At 76.0% G+C, this 15,370-nt stretch carries 13 protein-coding genes; 7 read left to right on the forward strand and 6 right to left on the reverse strand.

From position 1 onward, the window contains the following. Positions 1-54: 54 nt before the first annotated feature. The 5 genes from ACZ3IL_RS22220 to ACZ3IL_RS22240 all read right to left on the reverse strand — a co-directional run bounded on the left by ACZ3IL_RS22220 (position 55) and on the right by ACZ3IL_RS22240 (position 4,918). The gene (locus ACZ3IL_RS22220; RefSeq protein ID WP_467392561.1) at positions 55-876 is read right to left on the reverse strand and encodes a 3-hydroxybutyrate dehydrogenase; all 822 of its coding nucleotides are present in this window, start codon (positions 874-876) and stop codon (positions 55-57) included. Positions 877-931: 55 nt separating this feature from the next. After that, entirely contained in the window at positions 932-1,414 is a 483-nt protein-coding gene (locus tag ACZ3IL_RS22225) for an NUDIX hydrolase (RefSeq protein WP_467392563.1), read from the reverse strand. Positions 1,415-1,438: 24 nt separating this feature from the next. Next, positions 1,439-3,136 carry an apolipoprotein N-acyltransferase gene (gene lnt / locus ACZ3IL_RS22230; protein ID WP_467392565.1) on the reverse strand — a complete coding sequence of 566 codons (1,698 nt, stop codon included), beginning with the start codon at positions 3,134-3,136 and terminating at the stop codon, positions 1,439-1,441. Positions 3,137-3,495: 359 nt separating this feature from the next. Then, positions 3,496-4,062 (reverse strand): hypothetical protein, encoded by a 567-nt coding sequence (locus tag ACZ3IL_RS22235; RefSeq protein WP_467392567.1) that lies wholly within the window; start codon positions 4,060-4,062, stop codon positions 3,496-3,498. A 61-nt stretch (positions 4,063-4,123) separates the two neighbouring features. Continuing rightward, positions 4,124-4,918, reverse strand: coding sequence for a glutamate racemase (locus tag ACZ3IL_RS22240; protein WP_467392569.1), 795 nt, complete (start codon positions 4,916-4,918; stop codon positions 4,124-4,126). Between the two features lie 58 nt (positions 4,919-4,976). Between ACZ3IL_RS22240 and ACZ3IL_RS22245 the strand changes: the two genes are divergently transcribed. From ACZ3IL_RS22245 to ACZ3IL_RS22265, 5 genes are all read left to right on the forward strand, one after another. Then, a complete protein-coding gene (locus ACZ3IL_RS22245; protein WP_467392571.1) occupies positions 4,977-6,365 on the forward strand; it encodes a glycosyltransferase in 1,389 nt (462 codons plus the stop codon). A gap of 382 nt (positions 6,366-6,747) precedes the next feature. After that, complete coding sequence (locus tag ACZ3IL_RS22250) at positions 6,748-7,251, forward strand: DUF6643 family protein (RefSeq protein ID WP_467392572.1); 504 nt, start codon at positions 6,748-6,750, stop codon at positions 7,249-7,251. 49 nt (positions 7,252-7,300) lie between these two features. Beyond that, on the forward strand, positions 7,301-8,125 hold the full coding sequence (locus ACZ3IL_RS22255; RefSeq protein ID WP_467392574.1) for an MOSC domain-containing protein: 825 nt from the start codon (positions 7,301-7,303) through the stop codon (positions 8,123-8,125). A 132-nt stretch (positions 8,126-8,257) separates the two neighbouring features. Further along, entirely contained in the window at positions 8,258-8,866 is a 609-nt protein-coding gene (locus tag ACZ3IL_RS22260; RefSeq protein WP_467392576.1) for an Rv1733c family protein, read from the forward strand. Positions 8,867-9,035: 169 nt separating this feature from the next. Then, positions 9,036-11,465: a right-handed parallel beta-helix repeat-containing protein gene (locus tag ACZ3IL_RS22265; protein ID WP_467392578.1), complete on the forward strand. Its 2,430-nt coding sequence runs from the start codon at positions 9,036-9,038 to the stop codon at positions 11,463-11,465. 14 nt (positions 11,466-11,479) lie between these two features. Here ACZ3IL_RS22265 and ACZ3IL_RS22270 read toward each other — a convergent pair whose 3' ends face one another. Further along, positions 11,480-13,918, reverse strand: coding sequence for a hypothetical protein (locus ACZ3IL_RS22270; RefSeq protein ID WP_467392580.1), 2,439 nt, complete (start codon positions 13,916-13,918; stop codon positions 11,480-11,482). A 134-nt stretch (positions 13,919-14,052) separates the two neighbouring features. On the opposite strand from ACZ3IL_RS22270, the gene ACZ3IL_RS22275 reads away from it, so the two are divergent. Further along, entirely contained in the window at positions 14,053-14,877 is an 825-nt protein-coding gene (locus ACZ3IL_RS22275) for a DeoR/GlpR family DNA-binding transcription regulator (protein WP_467392582.1), read from the forward strand. Next, positions 14,874-15,311, forward strand: a complete 438-nt coding sequence (locus ACZ3IL_RS22280; protein WP_467392584.1) for an SRPBCC family protein — start codon at positions 14,874-14,876, stop codon at positions 15,309-15,311. The genes ACZ3IL_RS22275 and ACZ3IL_RS22280 overlap by 4 nt, the downstream gene beginning before the upstream one ends. Positions 15,312-15,370: the final 59 nt, after the last annotated feature.

The raw sequence follows: 15,370 nt of genomic DNA on the forward strand, positions 1-15,370 counted from the left end.
CGTGTGGTCGCACCACCCCTGTGGACAGCCGCGGGGCCCCTCGGGGCGTGCCCTTCAGTGGGCGGTCCAGCCGCCGTCGAGGGTGAGGGAGGTGCCGGTGATGAACGAGGCCTGGGGGGCGCAGAGGTAGAGGACGGCCTCGGCGACCTCCTCCGGTTCGACGAGCCGCTTGAGCGCCGAGTCCTTGAGCAGGACGTCCGAGAGGACGCGCTCCGGCGGGATGCCGTGGGCGGCGGCCTGGTCGGCGATCTGGCGTTCGACGAGCGGGGTGCGGACGTAGCCGGGGTTGACGCAGTTGGAGGTGACCCCGTGCGGGGCGCCTTCGAGGGCGGCGGTCTTGGAGAGGCCCTCCAGGCCGTGTTTCGCGGCCACGTAGGCGGACTTGAAGGCGGAGGCGCGCAGCCCGTGGACGGAGGAGATGTTCACGATCCGCCCCCAGCCCTGTCCGTACATGTGCGGGAGGGCGCCCCGGACGAGCCGGAACGGCGCCTCCAGCATCACGGTGAGGACGGTGTGGAAGACGTCCGGGGGGAACTCCTCGATGGGGCGTACGAGCTGGAGCCCGGCGTTGTTGACGAGGACGTCCGTGCCGGCGGCGGCCGTCTCGGCGGCGTCCAGGTCGGTCAGGTCGAGGAGCCGCGGTTCGAGTTCCCCGGGGAGGGCGGAGGCCTCCCGGGCCAGGGTCTCCAGGCCCTCGGCGGCCCGGTCGACGGCTCTGACCCGGGCGCCCGCGGCGGCGAGCCGCAGCGCGCAGGCGCGCCCGATGCCGCCGGCCGCGCCGGTGACGAGCGCGGTGCGGCCGGTGAGGTCGAGGGCGAGTCCGGCCGCGCGGGGCAGGGGTGCGGCGGGGTCGGAGGGGGCGGGGGAAGCGCTCATGCTCCGCACCCTATGGAGGGTCCCCTCCCCCACCGATGTGCTCCGGACCCATAGTTCAGCTGTTCGCTGTGGTGCGGAACCATGCGGGTTCATCGGTGAGCGCCTTCTCGATCCTCAGATGCGAGAAGCGCTTCATCTCCGGCAGGTCGTCCACGTCGAACCAGCCGACCTCGAGGGACTCGTCGTCGTTGACCCGGGCCTCCCCGCCGACGGCGCGGCAGCGGAAGGACACGTCCAGGAACTGGCACCGGTCGCCGTTGGGGTAGACGACGGGCTTGCTGAGGGTCTCGACGAGCACGATCCGCTCGACCTCGCAGCGCACGGCGGTCTCCTCGTGGACCTCGCGCACCGCGCAGTCGGCGGGCTGCTCCCCGGGTTCGACGATGCCGCCGATGACCGCCCAGCGCCCGTTGTCGGAGCGCCTGCCCAGCAGCACCCTGCCCCGGTCGTCGAAGACGACGGCGCTCACGCCGGGCAGGAAGAGGAGTTGGTGACCGGCCGTCTCGCGCAGGGTGCGGATGAAGTCAGGGGTAGCCATGGGGCGACCCTAGATCATGGGCGGTCACCCCCGGCCGGCCGCGGTCCGTTCCGTCCGCGTGCGGCGGGCGCGCGCCGCGCGGAACGCCGACAGGCCGAGACCGGCCGCCGCGAGCGCCGCGAGGAGGGCTTCGGGCAGGGTGCCCATGCGGGTCGCGGGGGTCTGCGAGGAGCGCAGCGGCACCCGCTCGACCAGGACGTCCGGGGTGAACATCTTCGTCTGCGCGACGATCTCGCCGTCGGGGCGGATGACCGCGCTGACCCCGCTGGTGACGGGCACGACCACCGACCGGCTGTGCTCGACGGCGCGCACCCGGGACATCGCGAGCTGCTGGTGGGTCATCTCGCTGCGGCCGAAGGTGGCGTTGTTGCTGGGGACGGTGATCAGCTGCGCGCCGTGGGTGACGGTGTCGCGCACGGCCCAGTCGAAGGCGGCCTCGTAGCAGGTGGCGAGGCCGACCCGCGTGCCCGCGAGGTCGAAGACGCCGATCTTCGTGCCGGGACCGAAGTCGCGGCTCACCCGGTCGACGTCGCTGTTGAAGATCCGCACGAAGGACCGCATCGGGATGTACTCGCCGAAGGGCTGGACGTGCCGCTTGTCGTACGTGGCGACCGGGCCGCGCCCCGGCTCCCACTGGATGAGGGTGTTGCGGAGCTTGCCGGTGGCGGGGGCGACGACCGCGCCGACGACGGTGGGCGCGCCGATCTCGCGGACGGCCTCGTCGATGACGGCGGCGGCGTCGGCGTTCGCGTACGGGTCGATGTCCGAGGAGTTCTCCGGCCACAGCACGAAGTCGGGGCGCGGCTCGCGCTTCTCCCTGACGGCCCGGGCGAGCTCGCGGGTGCGGGCCGCGTGGTTGTCGAGGACGGCCCGTCGCTGGGCGTTGAAGTCGAGGCCGAGGCGGGGGACGTTGCCCTGGACGGCGGCGACGGTGGCGGTGCCGTCCTCGGCGGAGTCGTCGACGAGGGGCAGGGCGGCGAGGGCGCCGGTGACCGGGACGAGGACGGAGAGGGCGGCGGCGAGGAGCGGGCCGCGCGCGATGGCGCCGGCGGGACGCGGGGCGGCGCCGGCGGCCGTGGCGCGCGGCACGGCGCGGGCGGCACGCCGGGCCAGGAGCACGCGGACCGCCTCGCACAGGCCGAAGCCGCAGAGGACGACGGCGAAGCCGAGCAGGGGGGTGCCGCCGACGGCGGCGAGCGGCAGGAAGACGCCGTCCGCCTGCCCGAAGGCGACCTTGCCCCAGGGGAAGCCGCCGAAGGGCACGCGCGCGCGTGCCCCTTCCGCGAGGACCCACACGCCCGCGGCGAAGAAGGGCCACCACGGGAGCCGGGAGACGGCCGCGACGCCGAGCCCCGCGACGGCCACGAAGAGCGCCTCGAAGGCCGCGAGCGCGAGCCAGGGGACGGCGCCGACCTCCTCGCCGGTCCAGACGAGGAGGGGGAGCAGGAAACCGAGGCCCGCGAGGTACCCGAGGCCGAATCCGGCGCGGAGCCGGCGGCCCCGCAGGGTCTGGCCCAGCAGCGCGAAGGCGGGCAGCGCGAGCCACCACAGGGGACGCGGCGGGAAGCTCAGGTAGAGCAGGAAGCCGGACAGCAGGGCCGCCGCGGGCCGCGCGAACCGCCGCGAACGGGAGCCCCGCGCGGGCGGCGCGGTGTCGGTTCCGGACGCCTCGGCGGGGGCGGTGTCGGCTCCGGACGCGCCGGCAGGGGTGGTGGTGCTCACCTTGCGGAGTCTACGGGTCGTTCCCGTGCCCCGGACGCCCGGTGCGGCCCGGTGCGGGGGCCTCCGGCGAACGCGGACGCGGGCACGCGCGGTGGAGGGAGGGCGGTGCGGACCGGTGGCGTGCGGGGGCGCCCGCCGACCGTCCGGGGAGACGGGACGGGGGCGCGGGGTGACGGACCGGCGGAGTGCGGGAGCGTCCGCCCGCCACCCGCGGAGCGGAGGCGGGAGCGGTGCGACACGCGCCGGGACGCCGGGCGGGCTCCAGGTGCCGGGGGTCGGGTGTCGGGGTCCGGGTGTCAGGGGTCGGGTGTCAGGGGCCGGGTGCCGGGGTTCGGGTGCCGGGGTCCGGGCCCCGGCGTTCACGCCCCGGTCGGTGCGGACGGGCCCGGCGGGGCCGGGTGGCGCAGGCGGTCGCGGATGGCGCGGACGGCGGACTCCGCGTCGTCGACGGTGACCGTGAAGGTGTGTCCGTCGTTCAGGCGCAGGACCAGGCCCTCGCCCTGCCGGACGACCACGGCCGTGCCCTTCTCCGGGCGCCAGCGGTAGCCCCAGCCGCCCCACTGGCGCGGGGTGACGCGCGGGGCGAAGTCGGCTCCGGCGATGTGGGAGAGGGGGATGCGGCGGCGCGGCAGGCCCATGTGGCCGCAGCGGACCTCCATGGTGCGGTCGTCCACCTTCACCGCCACGTGGACGAAGGCGAGGGTGCCGAAGAGGACGAGCAGTCCGGCCGTGACGCAGCCGATCACCGCCATGAGGAGCGCCGCGACGCCCGAGGTCCACCGCAGCTGGACGGCGAGGAGGACGCCCAGGGCCAGGCAGGCGGCACCGGCCGTCGCGGCCACCCACTGGAAGCGGTTGGTGGCGCGGCCGGTCCAGACGGCGGGGGCCCGCTCGTCCTCGCGCAGGTAACGGGAACGCTCCCTCATACCGGAAGCGTACTCGGGCCGGTCCGGAGCGGCGCGCCGGAGCGGAGCCGCCCGCCGACGCTCAGTGAGCGGGGACGGTCTCCGCGAGGCCGCGGCCCTCGGCGTAGGCGAGAGCGGTGGCGGGGAGCCGTCCGGGCCGTCCGCCGAGCAGGACGGAGAGGGTGCCGGTGGGGTCGGCGTGGGGGGCGGGTTCGGCGCCGATCCGGCGCAACGCCTGTGCGGCGACGGCGTCGGCGGAGCCGTGGAAGACCGGCGGCGGGAGGTCCGCCCGGCCGCGTGCCTCCAGGGCGGCGAGGATGCGCCGCTCGACCAGTTCGTAGTGGGTGCAGCCGAGGACGACGGCGCGGACGTCGGCCGGGGTGAGTGCCGCGGCGGCGGTGACGGCCCGGTCGGTGGCCTCCCGGTCCGCGTGTTCCACGGCGTCGGCGAGCCCCGGGCAGGGCACCTCGGTGACCTCGGCGCCGTCGGCGAAGTCGCGGATGAGCCCGCGCTGGTAGGCGCTGCCGGTGGTGGCCGGAGTGGCCCAGATGGCGATCTTGCCGCCGCCCGCGGCGGCGGGCTTGACGGCGGGCACGGTGCCGATGACGGGGATGTCCGGTTCGAGGAGGTCGCGCAGGGCGGGCAGGGCGTGGACGGTGGCGGTGTTGCAGGCCACGATCAGCGCGTCCGGACGGTGCTCGGCGGCGGCGAGGGCGACGGCGAGGGCACGTCCGGTGAGGTCCTCGGGGGTGCGCGGGCCCCACGGCATGCCGTCGGGGTCGTTGGAGAGGAGCAGATCCGCGTCCGGCCGGAGCCGTCGCACCGCGGCCGCCGCCGGGAGGAGGCCGATTCCGGAGTCCATGAGCGCGATCTTCACCCGGTCACCCTAGCCGATGAGCCCCGTACCCCCCGCGTTCTGGGGCAGACTGCCGCGAATGAGCACCCTCGCCTGGTTCGCGACCGTCTCCCTCGCCGCCTGGATCTGGCTGCTGCTGGGCCAGGGCTTCTTCTGGCGCACGGACCAGCGGCTGCCGCGCGTCCGGAGGACGTCCGCGTCCGGCGCCGGGCCCGCGCGGACGGAGCCGGGCCGGAGGCCGCCGGGGCCCGGCGGGCAGGACGCGCACGGGGAGCCGCCGGGGGTGGACGGGGAGCACGCGCACGGGGAGCCGCCGGGGGTGGACGGGGAGCACGCGCGCGTGGAGCCGCCGGAGGCCGGTGGGGAGCACGTACGCGTGGAGCCGCCCGAGGCCGGTGGGGGCCACGCGCGCGCGTGGCCGCGCGTGGTCGTCGTCGTGCCGGCGCGGGACGAGGCCGGGGTGCTCCCGCTGAGTCTGCCGTCGCTGCTCGCCCAGGAGTATCCGGGGACGGCCGAGGTCGTCCTCGTGGACGACGGGAGCACGGACGGCACGGGGAGGCTGGCGGCCGAACTGGCCGGCCGGTGCGGCGGGCTGCCGCTGACCGTGGTGTCGCCGGGCGAGCCGGAGCCGGGCTGGACGGGGAAGCTGTGGGCGCTGCGGCACGGCATGGCCGTTGCCCGCGCGCGGGAGCCGGAGTTCCTGCTCCTGACGGACGCGGACATCGCCCACGGGCCGGACAGCCTGCGGCTCCTCGTGTCGGCGGCGGTGGAGGGCGATCTCGACCTGGTGTCGCAGATGGCCCGGCTGCGGGTCGAGAGCGTCTGGGAGCGCCTGATCGTGCCGGCGTTCGTCTACTTCTTCGCGCAGCTCTACCCCTTCCGCCGGATCAACCGGGCGCGGTTCCGGACGGCGGCCGCGGCGGGCGGGTGCGTACTGCTGCGGACGGAGACGGCGGTGGCGGCGGGGGTGCCGGAGGCGATCCGGCAGGCGGTGATCGACGACGTGTCGCTGGCGCGGGCGGTGCGGCGGACCGGCGGGCGGATCTGGCTGGGGCTCGCGGAACGGGTCGACAGCGTCCGCCCGTATCCGGGGCTCGGCGGGCTGTGGGGGATGGTCGCCCGGAGCGCGTACACGCAGCTGCGGCACAGCCCGCCGCTGCTCGTGGCGGTGGTGGCGGGTCTCGCGCTCGTCTATCTGGTGCCGCCGGCGGCCCTGGTGGCGGGCGTGGTGGCCGGGGACGTGCCGGCGGCCCTGGCCGGCGGCGCGGCCTGGGCGGTGATGGCGGGGACGTACGCGCCGATGCTGCGCTACTACCGGCAGCCGTTGTGGCTCGCCCCGCTGCTGCCGTGCACCGCGTTCCTCTACCTGCTGATGACCGTGGACTCGGCGGTCCGGCACCACCGGGGCCGGGGCGCGGCGTGGAAGGGCCGGACGTACGCGCGGCCGGAGGCGGCGCCGGAGCGGTGAGGACGCCCTCACGGGCGGAAGGGGAAATGGCATTGCCGATACGAACGGCGGCGCCGCCCATTACAGGGAGTAGCAGCACCCATTCGGCGCGTGCGCGTCCACGGGTATCCGGGATTGACACCCCATCATGTTCATGATCACATTCCCGCCCTCCCGGCGCTTTTTCTTTATGCGTTCTTCATGTGGGGGACTCCGGACGGTCCAGGAGGGGCCGACCCGCCGGTAACCCCCTCCCAGCTCGGCATTTACGCGATCTTGAGACATCGCGCCGCCCGTTTTTACCGCCTTCGCTCGGATTGGCGGCACGCCGCTTCGCGAAGTCTGCCAAACAACCCTCAAATCGGTCTCCCCATCCGGCACATCGTGGGCTTAACTTATGGCCATGACCTCCCCCCGCTCCTCTTATGGAGGCGGTTACCACACCGCGCCGTCCTTCCCGGACACCCCGATCTACGACTCCCTGGTCGCGGAGCGGGGCACGCCTCAGATCGCCCCGATCCGAGTGCCCGCCGCCTACGACGCCGGCAGCAGCTTCTCCGGCAGCGGAAACGGCTCCTACCTGCCGGCGCTCCCCTCGGCACTGCCCGCCCTTCCGGCGGCGCCCGCCCCGCACCACCCGCCCGTCCACCACGGCGGCGGGTACGGCTACCCGCAGTCCGCGCCGCAGATGGCCCCGGCCCCCCTCCAGCAGGCCCCGGCCCCGTACATCCCGCAGCAGCAGTCCGCCCCGCGCGGCTACCCGGGCGGCCCGTACCCGCAGCAGCCCCGCCCGGCGCCCGCCGGCTACGAGGCGATGCGCCCGGCGGCGCCCCGGCCCGCGCCGGTCCCCGCCGCCACGCCGTACGACGACCCGTACAACCGTCCCTACCAGGGCGGGGGTTACTGACCGGCCCTCCCCGGAGGGCCGGGGCCGGGGCGGCTGGGAACATGGCTCCATGCCGACTCCCGTGCTCCGCTCCGTCCACATCCACCCGGTGAAGGCCATGCGCGCGCTGGCGTGCGCGGAGGCCGAGGTGCAGCCCTGGGGGCCCGCCGGGGACCGCCGCTGGGCCGTCGTCGACGCGGCGGGCAGGGTCGTGACCCAGCGCCGTCACCCCCGGATGGCGCTGGCCGCGGCCGAGTCGGCGCCGGACGGCGGAATCGTCCTGTCCGCGCCCGGCCGCCCGTCGCTGGCGGTCGGGGTCCCGCGTCCCTCGGCCACCGTCACGGTGGAGGTCTTCGACACGCCCGTGGAGGCGGTACCGGCCGGTCCCGCCGCCGCGGCCTGGCTCTCGGCGTACCTGGAAGGCGACTTCGGGCTCGTCCACATGGACGCGCCCGAGCGCCGGCGCCCGGTGGACCCGGCGTACGCCCGGCCCGGCGAGACGGTGAGCTTCGCCGACGGCTATCCGCTGCTCGTCACCACCACCGCCTCGCTCGACGCCCTCAACTCCCTGATCGCCCGGGGGGACCACGCCGGCGAGGGACCGCTGCCGATGAGCAGGTTCCGGCCGAATCTGGTGATCGGGGGGACCGCCCCCTGGGCGGAGGACGGCTGGCGCCGGATCGCCGTCGGGGAGGTCGTCCTCCGCGTCGCCCGGCCCTCCGGGCGGTGCGTCGTCACCACGACGGACCAGTCCACCGCCGAGCGGGGCAAGGAGCCGCTGCGCACCCTCGCCCTGCACCGCAGGAGCGGCAACCGGGTCCTCTTCGGCCAGAACCTCGTCCCCGAGCGCACCGGCACGGTCCGGGTCGGGGACCCCGTCGAGATCCTGGACTGAACGCCGCCGTCCTGGACCGAACGCCGCCCGTACGGCGAGGGTCGCCCGTCACGCCCGGCCGGTCCGGCGGGCGGGGAACCCGCCCCCGGGGCACACTCGTTGGAGAACCGGCGGACAACGAGGGGACCCGACGTGCGCGCAGCCACCGGACTCTGGCGCTGGCGGCGCAACCCCCTGCGCCGGACCACGGACCTCGTCGAGGCCTGGGTCGCCCTGACGGCCGCCGTCCTGCTCTGCGTCGCGGTGCCCCTGGCCGGCTGGACCGCCGGGGCGTCCGCGTACGGCTCGCTCCAGCGGGCGATCCGCGCCCAGCAGGAGCAGCGGACGCCGACGACGGCCCGGGTGGCGGGCCCGGCCGGAGGGCCGCCGCGCGTGGTCCGGACCCCCGGGGCCGCCGGGGAGGAACGGCTGAGCCGCCCGGTGCCGGCCCGCTGGACCGCTCCGGACGGTTCGGTCCGCACGGGGACGGTGGTGACGGCCCGGAGCCACTCGGCGCCGGGCGACACCTTCACGCTGTGGACGGACCGGGACGGCCGTCCGGTGGCGCCGCCGGTGCACCCGGCGACCGCCCGCGCGCACGCGATCACCGCGGGGTTCATGGCCGCGCTCCTCACCGGCCTCCTGGTGGAGACGGTCCGCCGGCTCGTGGTGCGCCGCCTCGTGCTGCCGCGGTACGCGCGCCTCGACCGCGCGTGGGCCGGGGCCGGTCCCGACTGGGGTCGCACCGGCACCGGCAGTTGACCGGGTGCGACCGACCCCGACCGCTCCGGACCGGCGGTGACGCGCCCCGCGCACCTGTGCGTTTCCGGTACGGCCGGGGGTACGCGACCCGTCATCCCCGCGGCGTCGCGCGCGCTACGGTGGGGCATCGGATCAGCGGCGAGGCATGAGGCGGGGGCAGGACACACCCATGGCACAGGGCACGGTCCAGGTGACGCACACCGGCACATCGCGGTGGCGGCGCCGCACGGGTGAGTACCCCTCCCTCGCCGCCGCCCTGGAGGCGGCGGGCGACGGGGACGTGCTCACCGTCGCGCCGGGGACCTACCGGGAGAACCTCGTGCTGCGGCGGGCCGTCACCCTGCGCGGCCCCGAGGGCGGCGCGGGCCCGGTCCGGATCGCTCCCCCGGACGGGGTCCCGCTGACCCTCCGCGCCTCCGTCACCCTCCAGGACCTGCACGTGGAGGGCCAGGACGTGGCGGCGCCCGCGCTCCTCGTCGAGGACGGCACGCCCGAACTGCTCGACCTGCGGATCACGACCCGTTCGGCCGCCGGCATCGAGGTGCGGGGCGCCGCCCGGCCCACCGTCCGCCGCTGCACCGTCGACAACCCGGCGGGGATCGGCATCGCGGTGCTCGACGGCGCGGGCGGCGTGTTCGAGGAGTGCGAGGTGGTGGCCGCCGGGCAGGCGGGCGTCTCGGTGCGGGGCGGGGCGCACCCGCGTCTGGAGCGCTGCCGGGTGCACCACGCCTCCGGCGCCGGGATCGCCGTCACCGGCGAGGGCAGCGCCCTGGAGGGCGTGGGCTGCGAGGTGTACGAGATCAAGGGCGCCGGTCTCCAGATCGCGTCCCGGGCCACCGCCCACCTCACCGACTCCTCGGTGCACCGCACGACGGCGGACGGCATCACCCTCGACACCGACGCCGTCCTCACCCTCTCCGACTGCGACATCCACGACGTCCCGGAGAACGCGGTCGACCTGCGCTCGCGCTCGGTCCTGACGCTCACCCGGTCGACCGTCCGCCGCTTCGGCCGCAACGGCCTGTCGGTGTGGGACCCGGGGACCCGGGTGGACGCCAACCAGTGCGAGATCCACGACAGCACGGGCGACTACCCGGCGGTGTGGGTGAGCGACGGGGCGACCGCCGTCCTCGACGCCTGCCGGGTGCACGACGTCCCCGACGCGCTGTTCGTCCTGGACCGGGGTTCGCGCGTGGACGTGGTCGACAGCGACCTGTCGCAGGTGCGGAACACGGCGGTGTCGGTGAGCGACGGGGCGACGGCCCAGCTCGACGACTGCCGCATCCGGGAGGCGTCCACGGGCGCCTGGTTCCGGGACCACGGCAGCGGCGGCACCCTCGCCGGCTGCGCCATCGACTCCGTGCAGACCGGCGTCATCGTCACCAAGGGCGCCGACCCCACGATCGACCGCTGCACGGTCACCTCGCCCGCCGAGGCCGGTTTCTACGTGTCGGCGGAGGGGCGCGGCTCCTTCCACGGCTGCCGGGTGACCGGCAGCGGCGGGTACGGCTTCCACGTCACGGACGGCTGCCGGACGACCCTGCGCAAGTGCCGCACGGAGCGGTGCGCGCGCGGCGGTTACGAGTTCCCCGAGGAGGGCGCGGTCGCCGAGGAGTGCACGAGCGACGAGAGCGCGGTCCGCTCCTCCGTGCCCGACTTCTCCGCGGCCGGTGCCCCGCCGGCCGGCGGGGCGGTCCTGACGGCCGCGCGGACGGCCGTACCGCTCGGCTCCGTACCGGCCTCCCGGGCTCCGGCGGCCGTACCGGAGCCGGCCCCCGTCCGGGAGGCCCGGTCGTCGCAGGACGTGCTCGGCGAACTGGACGCCCTGGTGGGCCTGGAGAGCGTCAAGCACGAGGTGCGCACCCTCACCAACATGATCGAGGTGGGGCGCAGGCGCCAGGAGGCCGGGCTGAAGGCGGCCTCGGTCCGCCGCCACCTGGTCTTCACCGGGAACCCGGGCACGGGCAAGACGACGGTGGCCCGGCTGTACGGCGAGATCCTCGCCTCGCTCGGGGTCCTGGAGCGCGGGCACCTGGTCGAGGTGTCCCGGGTGGACCTGGTGGGCGAGCACATCGGCTCGACGGCGATCCGCACCCAGGAGGCCTTCGACCGGGCGCGCGGCGGGGTGCTGTTCGTCGACGAGGCGTACGCGCTCTCGCCGGAGGACTCGGGACGCGACTTCGGCCGCGAGGCGATCGACACGCTGGTGAAGCTGATGGAGGACCACCGGGACGCGGTGGTGGTCATCGTCGCCGGGTACACGGCGGAGATGGAGCGCTTCCTCACCGTGAACCCGGGGGTGGCCTCGCGCTTCTCCCGGACCATCACCTTCGGCGACTACGCGCCGGAGGAGCTGCTGCGGATCGTCGGGCAGCAGGCGGACGAGCACGAGTACCGGCTGGCGCCGGGCACGGACGAGGCGCTGCTCGTCTACTTCACGAAGCTGCCCAAGGGGCCGGCCTTCGGCAACGGCCGTACGGCGCGGCAGACGTTCGAGTCGATGGTGGAGCGGCACGCGGGCCGGGTCGCCGCGCTCGAGGACCCGAGCACGGACGACCTGACCCTGCTCCACCCGGAGGACCTTCCCGAGCTTCCCTGAGTCCCGGTCGCGCTCTACGCGGGCGGTCCGTCCGGGCCTCCCCGCGCCGGGTCCGCCCGGCCGTCCGGCTCCCCGGGATCGCGCTGGTGGGGCACGGCGGGCGGCAGCCGGTCGAGGAGGGCGGAGCGGCAGCGGACGAACGCCGGGTCGGCCTGGTAGTCGGAGTGGCCCAGGATCGGTTCGGGCAGCGGATGGTCGCGGGTGCGGCCGTAGGCGACCGGGTCGAGCAGGACCGGCGCGTCGACGGCGGGCCGCCCGTCCTCGCCGAGGACCCGGACGGGCCCGCCGATCGGGTCCGTGGCGCGGTGGAGGTTGCTCCAGCAGTGCACCGTGCGGTTCAGGGAGCGCAGCGCGCCGGGGCCGAAGTAGGCCGGGAACCAGCGTCCGTAGAGCCGCTCCAGGGGTGAGCCGTAGGTGAGCAGGGCGACCCGGCGGCGGGTGGCGGGCCTGAGCTGCCAGACGGCGGCCGCGGCGAGGACGCTGCCCTGGGAGTGCCCGGAGATGACGAGCCGGCCGCCGGTGCGCCGGGTCCAGGAACTCATGCGCCAGGTGAGGTCGGGGACCGCGCGCTCGGCGTAGCAGGGCGGGGCGAAGGGGTGGGCGGCGCGGGGCCAGAAGGTGCCGACGTCCCAGAGGATGCCGATGGTGCGGCGGGCGGAGGGGTCCCGGTAGGCGCGGCGGCCCCAGGTGACGAAGAGCAGGAAGCCGAAGCCGATCATCCACGAGCCGAGGGACTGGGTGGCGGAGGCCAGCGAGGCGAGGGCGGGGTGGGCGCCGTCGAAGGCCCGGCCGGGTACGTTGCCGCTGGCCCAGGCACCGGCGACGGAGACGGCCCCGAGGAGCAGGGTGGCGCCGGAGACGACGCCGACGAGGACGGGGGCGGAGTCGGTGAGCCCCGCCCTCGCCCTGCACGTCGCGATCCGTTCCGTGCGGACCGGGTCGTTCTCGCCGGCGGTCCCGTAGTCGGCCTCGACCTCGGCGCGCAGGCGCCGGGCGGCGAGCACGGTGCGCGCGGCGAGGAGGGCGGTGGGCACGACGAGCAGCAGGAGCAGGACGGGGATGACCGACGCCTGCCAGCTGAGCAGGACGGGCGGGCTTATCCGGGGGCCGGGCTCGCCCATGCCGGGGGTGGCCGGTCCGTCGAGCCAGTCGGCCACGCGCTGGGCGACGCCCCCGGACATGATCCCGCCGAGGGCGCAGGCGAGCATGGCGACGGCGGGCCCGCCGAGTCCGCGCAGGACGGTGCGGGGGTCCCGGCTGGACCGCTGGACGAGGAGGGCGGCCGCGCCGAGGGCGACGACGAGGCCGCCCTGGACGACGGTGAGGGCGCTGAAGACGGTGTCGCCGGGGAGGGTTCCGGACGAGGTCCAGCCGGGACGGGACCAGCCGGCGTACAGGGCGGCGAGCAGGAGCAGGGCGAGGGCGGTGGCGGGCAGCCAGGAGACCAGGGCGCGTTCGAGCCGCAGGTCGAGGCGGCGTTCGCTGCGTCCGCGCCGGCACACCACCCAGAGCACGACGGCGCCGAGGGCGGCGACGGAGGCCTGGAGGACGCGGCCGGGGGCGCCCCCGGGGCCGGGGGCCGCGGCGTCGTGACGGACGGCGGCCGTGACGAGGGCGGCGGCGACGGTGAGGAGGCCGGCGGCGGTGTGGGCGGCCCTGAGCCGGGCGACGAGGCGGCGGCCGTACCAGAATCCGGGGCGGCCGAGAGCGGCGCGGGACCCGGCGGGCGTTCCCTCCCCGCCGGTCCGCGGCTCCGCCGACGGGGCGTCGTGGCCGGTGGGCGGGCGCTGGGCCTCGTACGCGCTCCAGGTCCGGTTGGACAGGTACCAGAGCAGGCCGACGAGGGCGGTCGGCACGAGGGCGGCGAGGGCGAGGCGGCGGCCGGGCTGGGACCACCAGCCGGCGCGCCCGGCGGAGAGGAACTCCAGCCAGGCCGCGTTGTCGGTGCAGGCGGGGGCGGCGGCGCACTGCCAGGCCGTCAGGTCGAGGGCGACCTCGCAGGCGGCGGCGGTGAGCAGGACGGTGAGGGTGAGGGCGAGGAGCCGGACGAGGACCCCGTAGAGCCGGACGAGCCCCGACCCGTCCCGGCCGGGCGGGCGCATCCAGTGCGCGAGGTTGACGACCATGAAGGGCAGGAGCAGCAGCCAGAGGGCGCGGGTGCCGTCGCCGGAGGTCAGGTTGGACCAGCAGTACGCCTCCGGGACCGGACGTCCGTGGTACCGCTCGGGGTGGTCCTCGGCGTCGGCGTCCTCGGCGCGCCGGTACACGGCGGCGGTCCGGTCGCCGGTGACCCGTACGGTCCTGGGGTCGTCGAGCATGTCCTGGGGGGTGGTTCCGCCGACGCCGTGGACGAGGAGTTCGAGCGCCGCGTCCCCGCTCTCCGGGACGCCCGCGCTCCCCCTCTCCGCGGTGGCCGCGCCCCCGCTCTCCGGGGCGGGTGTGGCAGGGGGCACTGGGGGGACTTCCTCTCGGGGTGGGAAGATGCGACGTCGGGGACAGGATCGCGGACGGCCGTGCGGCCGCGCACGGCCTCTCGCCGAAATTCACTCTCGTTCCCTCGTCTTCTGCGGAAGGACCGGCCCCGGCGGTGACTGACCATCAGAATCTCCTCGCGGAGCAGCGGCGCGCCCTGATCCTCGACGAGGTACGGCGGCGCGGTGGTGTACGGGTCAACGAGCTGACCCGGCGCCTGAGCGTCTCGGACATGACGATCCGGCGCGACCTGGACGCGCTGGCCCGGCAGGGCGTGCTGGCGAAGGTGCACGGCGGGGCCGTCCCGGTGGACGGGACGAGCACGCACGAGCCGGGCTTCGAGGCCAAGTCGGTGCTCGAACCGGGCGCCAAGGACGAGATCGCCCGCGCGGCGGCGGCCCTGGTGACGCCGGGTACGGCGCTCGCCCTGTCCGGGGGGACGACGACCTACGCGCTGGCCCGGCACCTGCTGGACGTGCCGGACCTGACGGTGGTGACCAACTCGGTGCGGGTCGCGGACGTGTTCCACGAGGGGCGGCGGGCGGGGGACGGCGAGCCGCGGCGCGGGGAGGCGACGGTCGTCCTGACGGGCGGGGTGCGCACGCCGTCCGACGCGCTGGTGGGGCCGGTGGCGGACCGGACGGTCCGCTCGCTCCACTTCGACCTGCTCTTCCTGGGGGTGCACGGGATCTCGGCGGAGGCCGGTCTCTCGACGCCGAACCTGGCGGAGGCGGAGACGAACACCTGTCTGATGCGCGCGGCGCGCCGGGTGGTGGTGGTCGCGGACCACACCAAGTGGGGGACGGTGGGCCTGAGTTCGTTCGCCTCGCTGGACGAGGTGGACACCTGGGTGACGGACCGGGGGCTGCCGGAGGAGGTGCGGGCCGAGGTGACGGAGCACCTGCCGGGGCTCGTGGTGGCGGACGGGGAGCGGGCGTGAGCCCCTTCCGGGTCGAGCGGACGGTGCCGTCGGCGCCGGAGGAGGTGTGGCGGCGGGTCACCGACTGGCCGGCGCACGGACGTCGGGTGCCGCTGACGCGGACGAGGGTGCTGACGCCGGGGCCGAACCGGCCGGGGACACGCTTCACCGCCCGGACGGGGATCGGGCGGCTGTCCTTCGACGATCCGATGGAGGTCGTCCGCTGGGAGCCCCCGGCGGCGGGCCGGCCCGGCGCGTGCCGCCTGGAGAAGTCCGGCCGGGTCGTACGGGGCTGGGCGCTGATCGAGGTGGCGGAGGCGCCCGGCGGCTGCCGCGTGGTGTGGACGGAGGAGCTGTCGGTGCGGGGCGTGCCGGGTTTCCTCGATCCGGTGCTGGCGCGGGTGGGGCGGGTCCTGTTCGGCCGGGCGCTGGACGGGCTGCTGCGGGGGGAGTGAGGGACGCGTCTCATCCCGGTCCGCGCCCTGTGCCGCCGGCGGCGCGCCGGTTAGGGTGC

This window comes from Streptomyces sp. NPDC014907 (genome assembly GCF_055562975.1).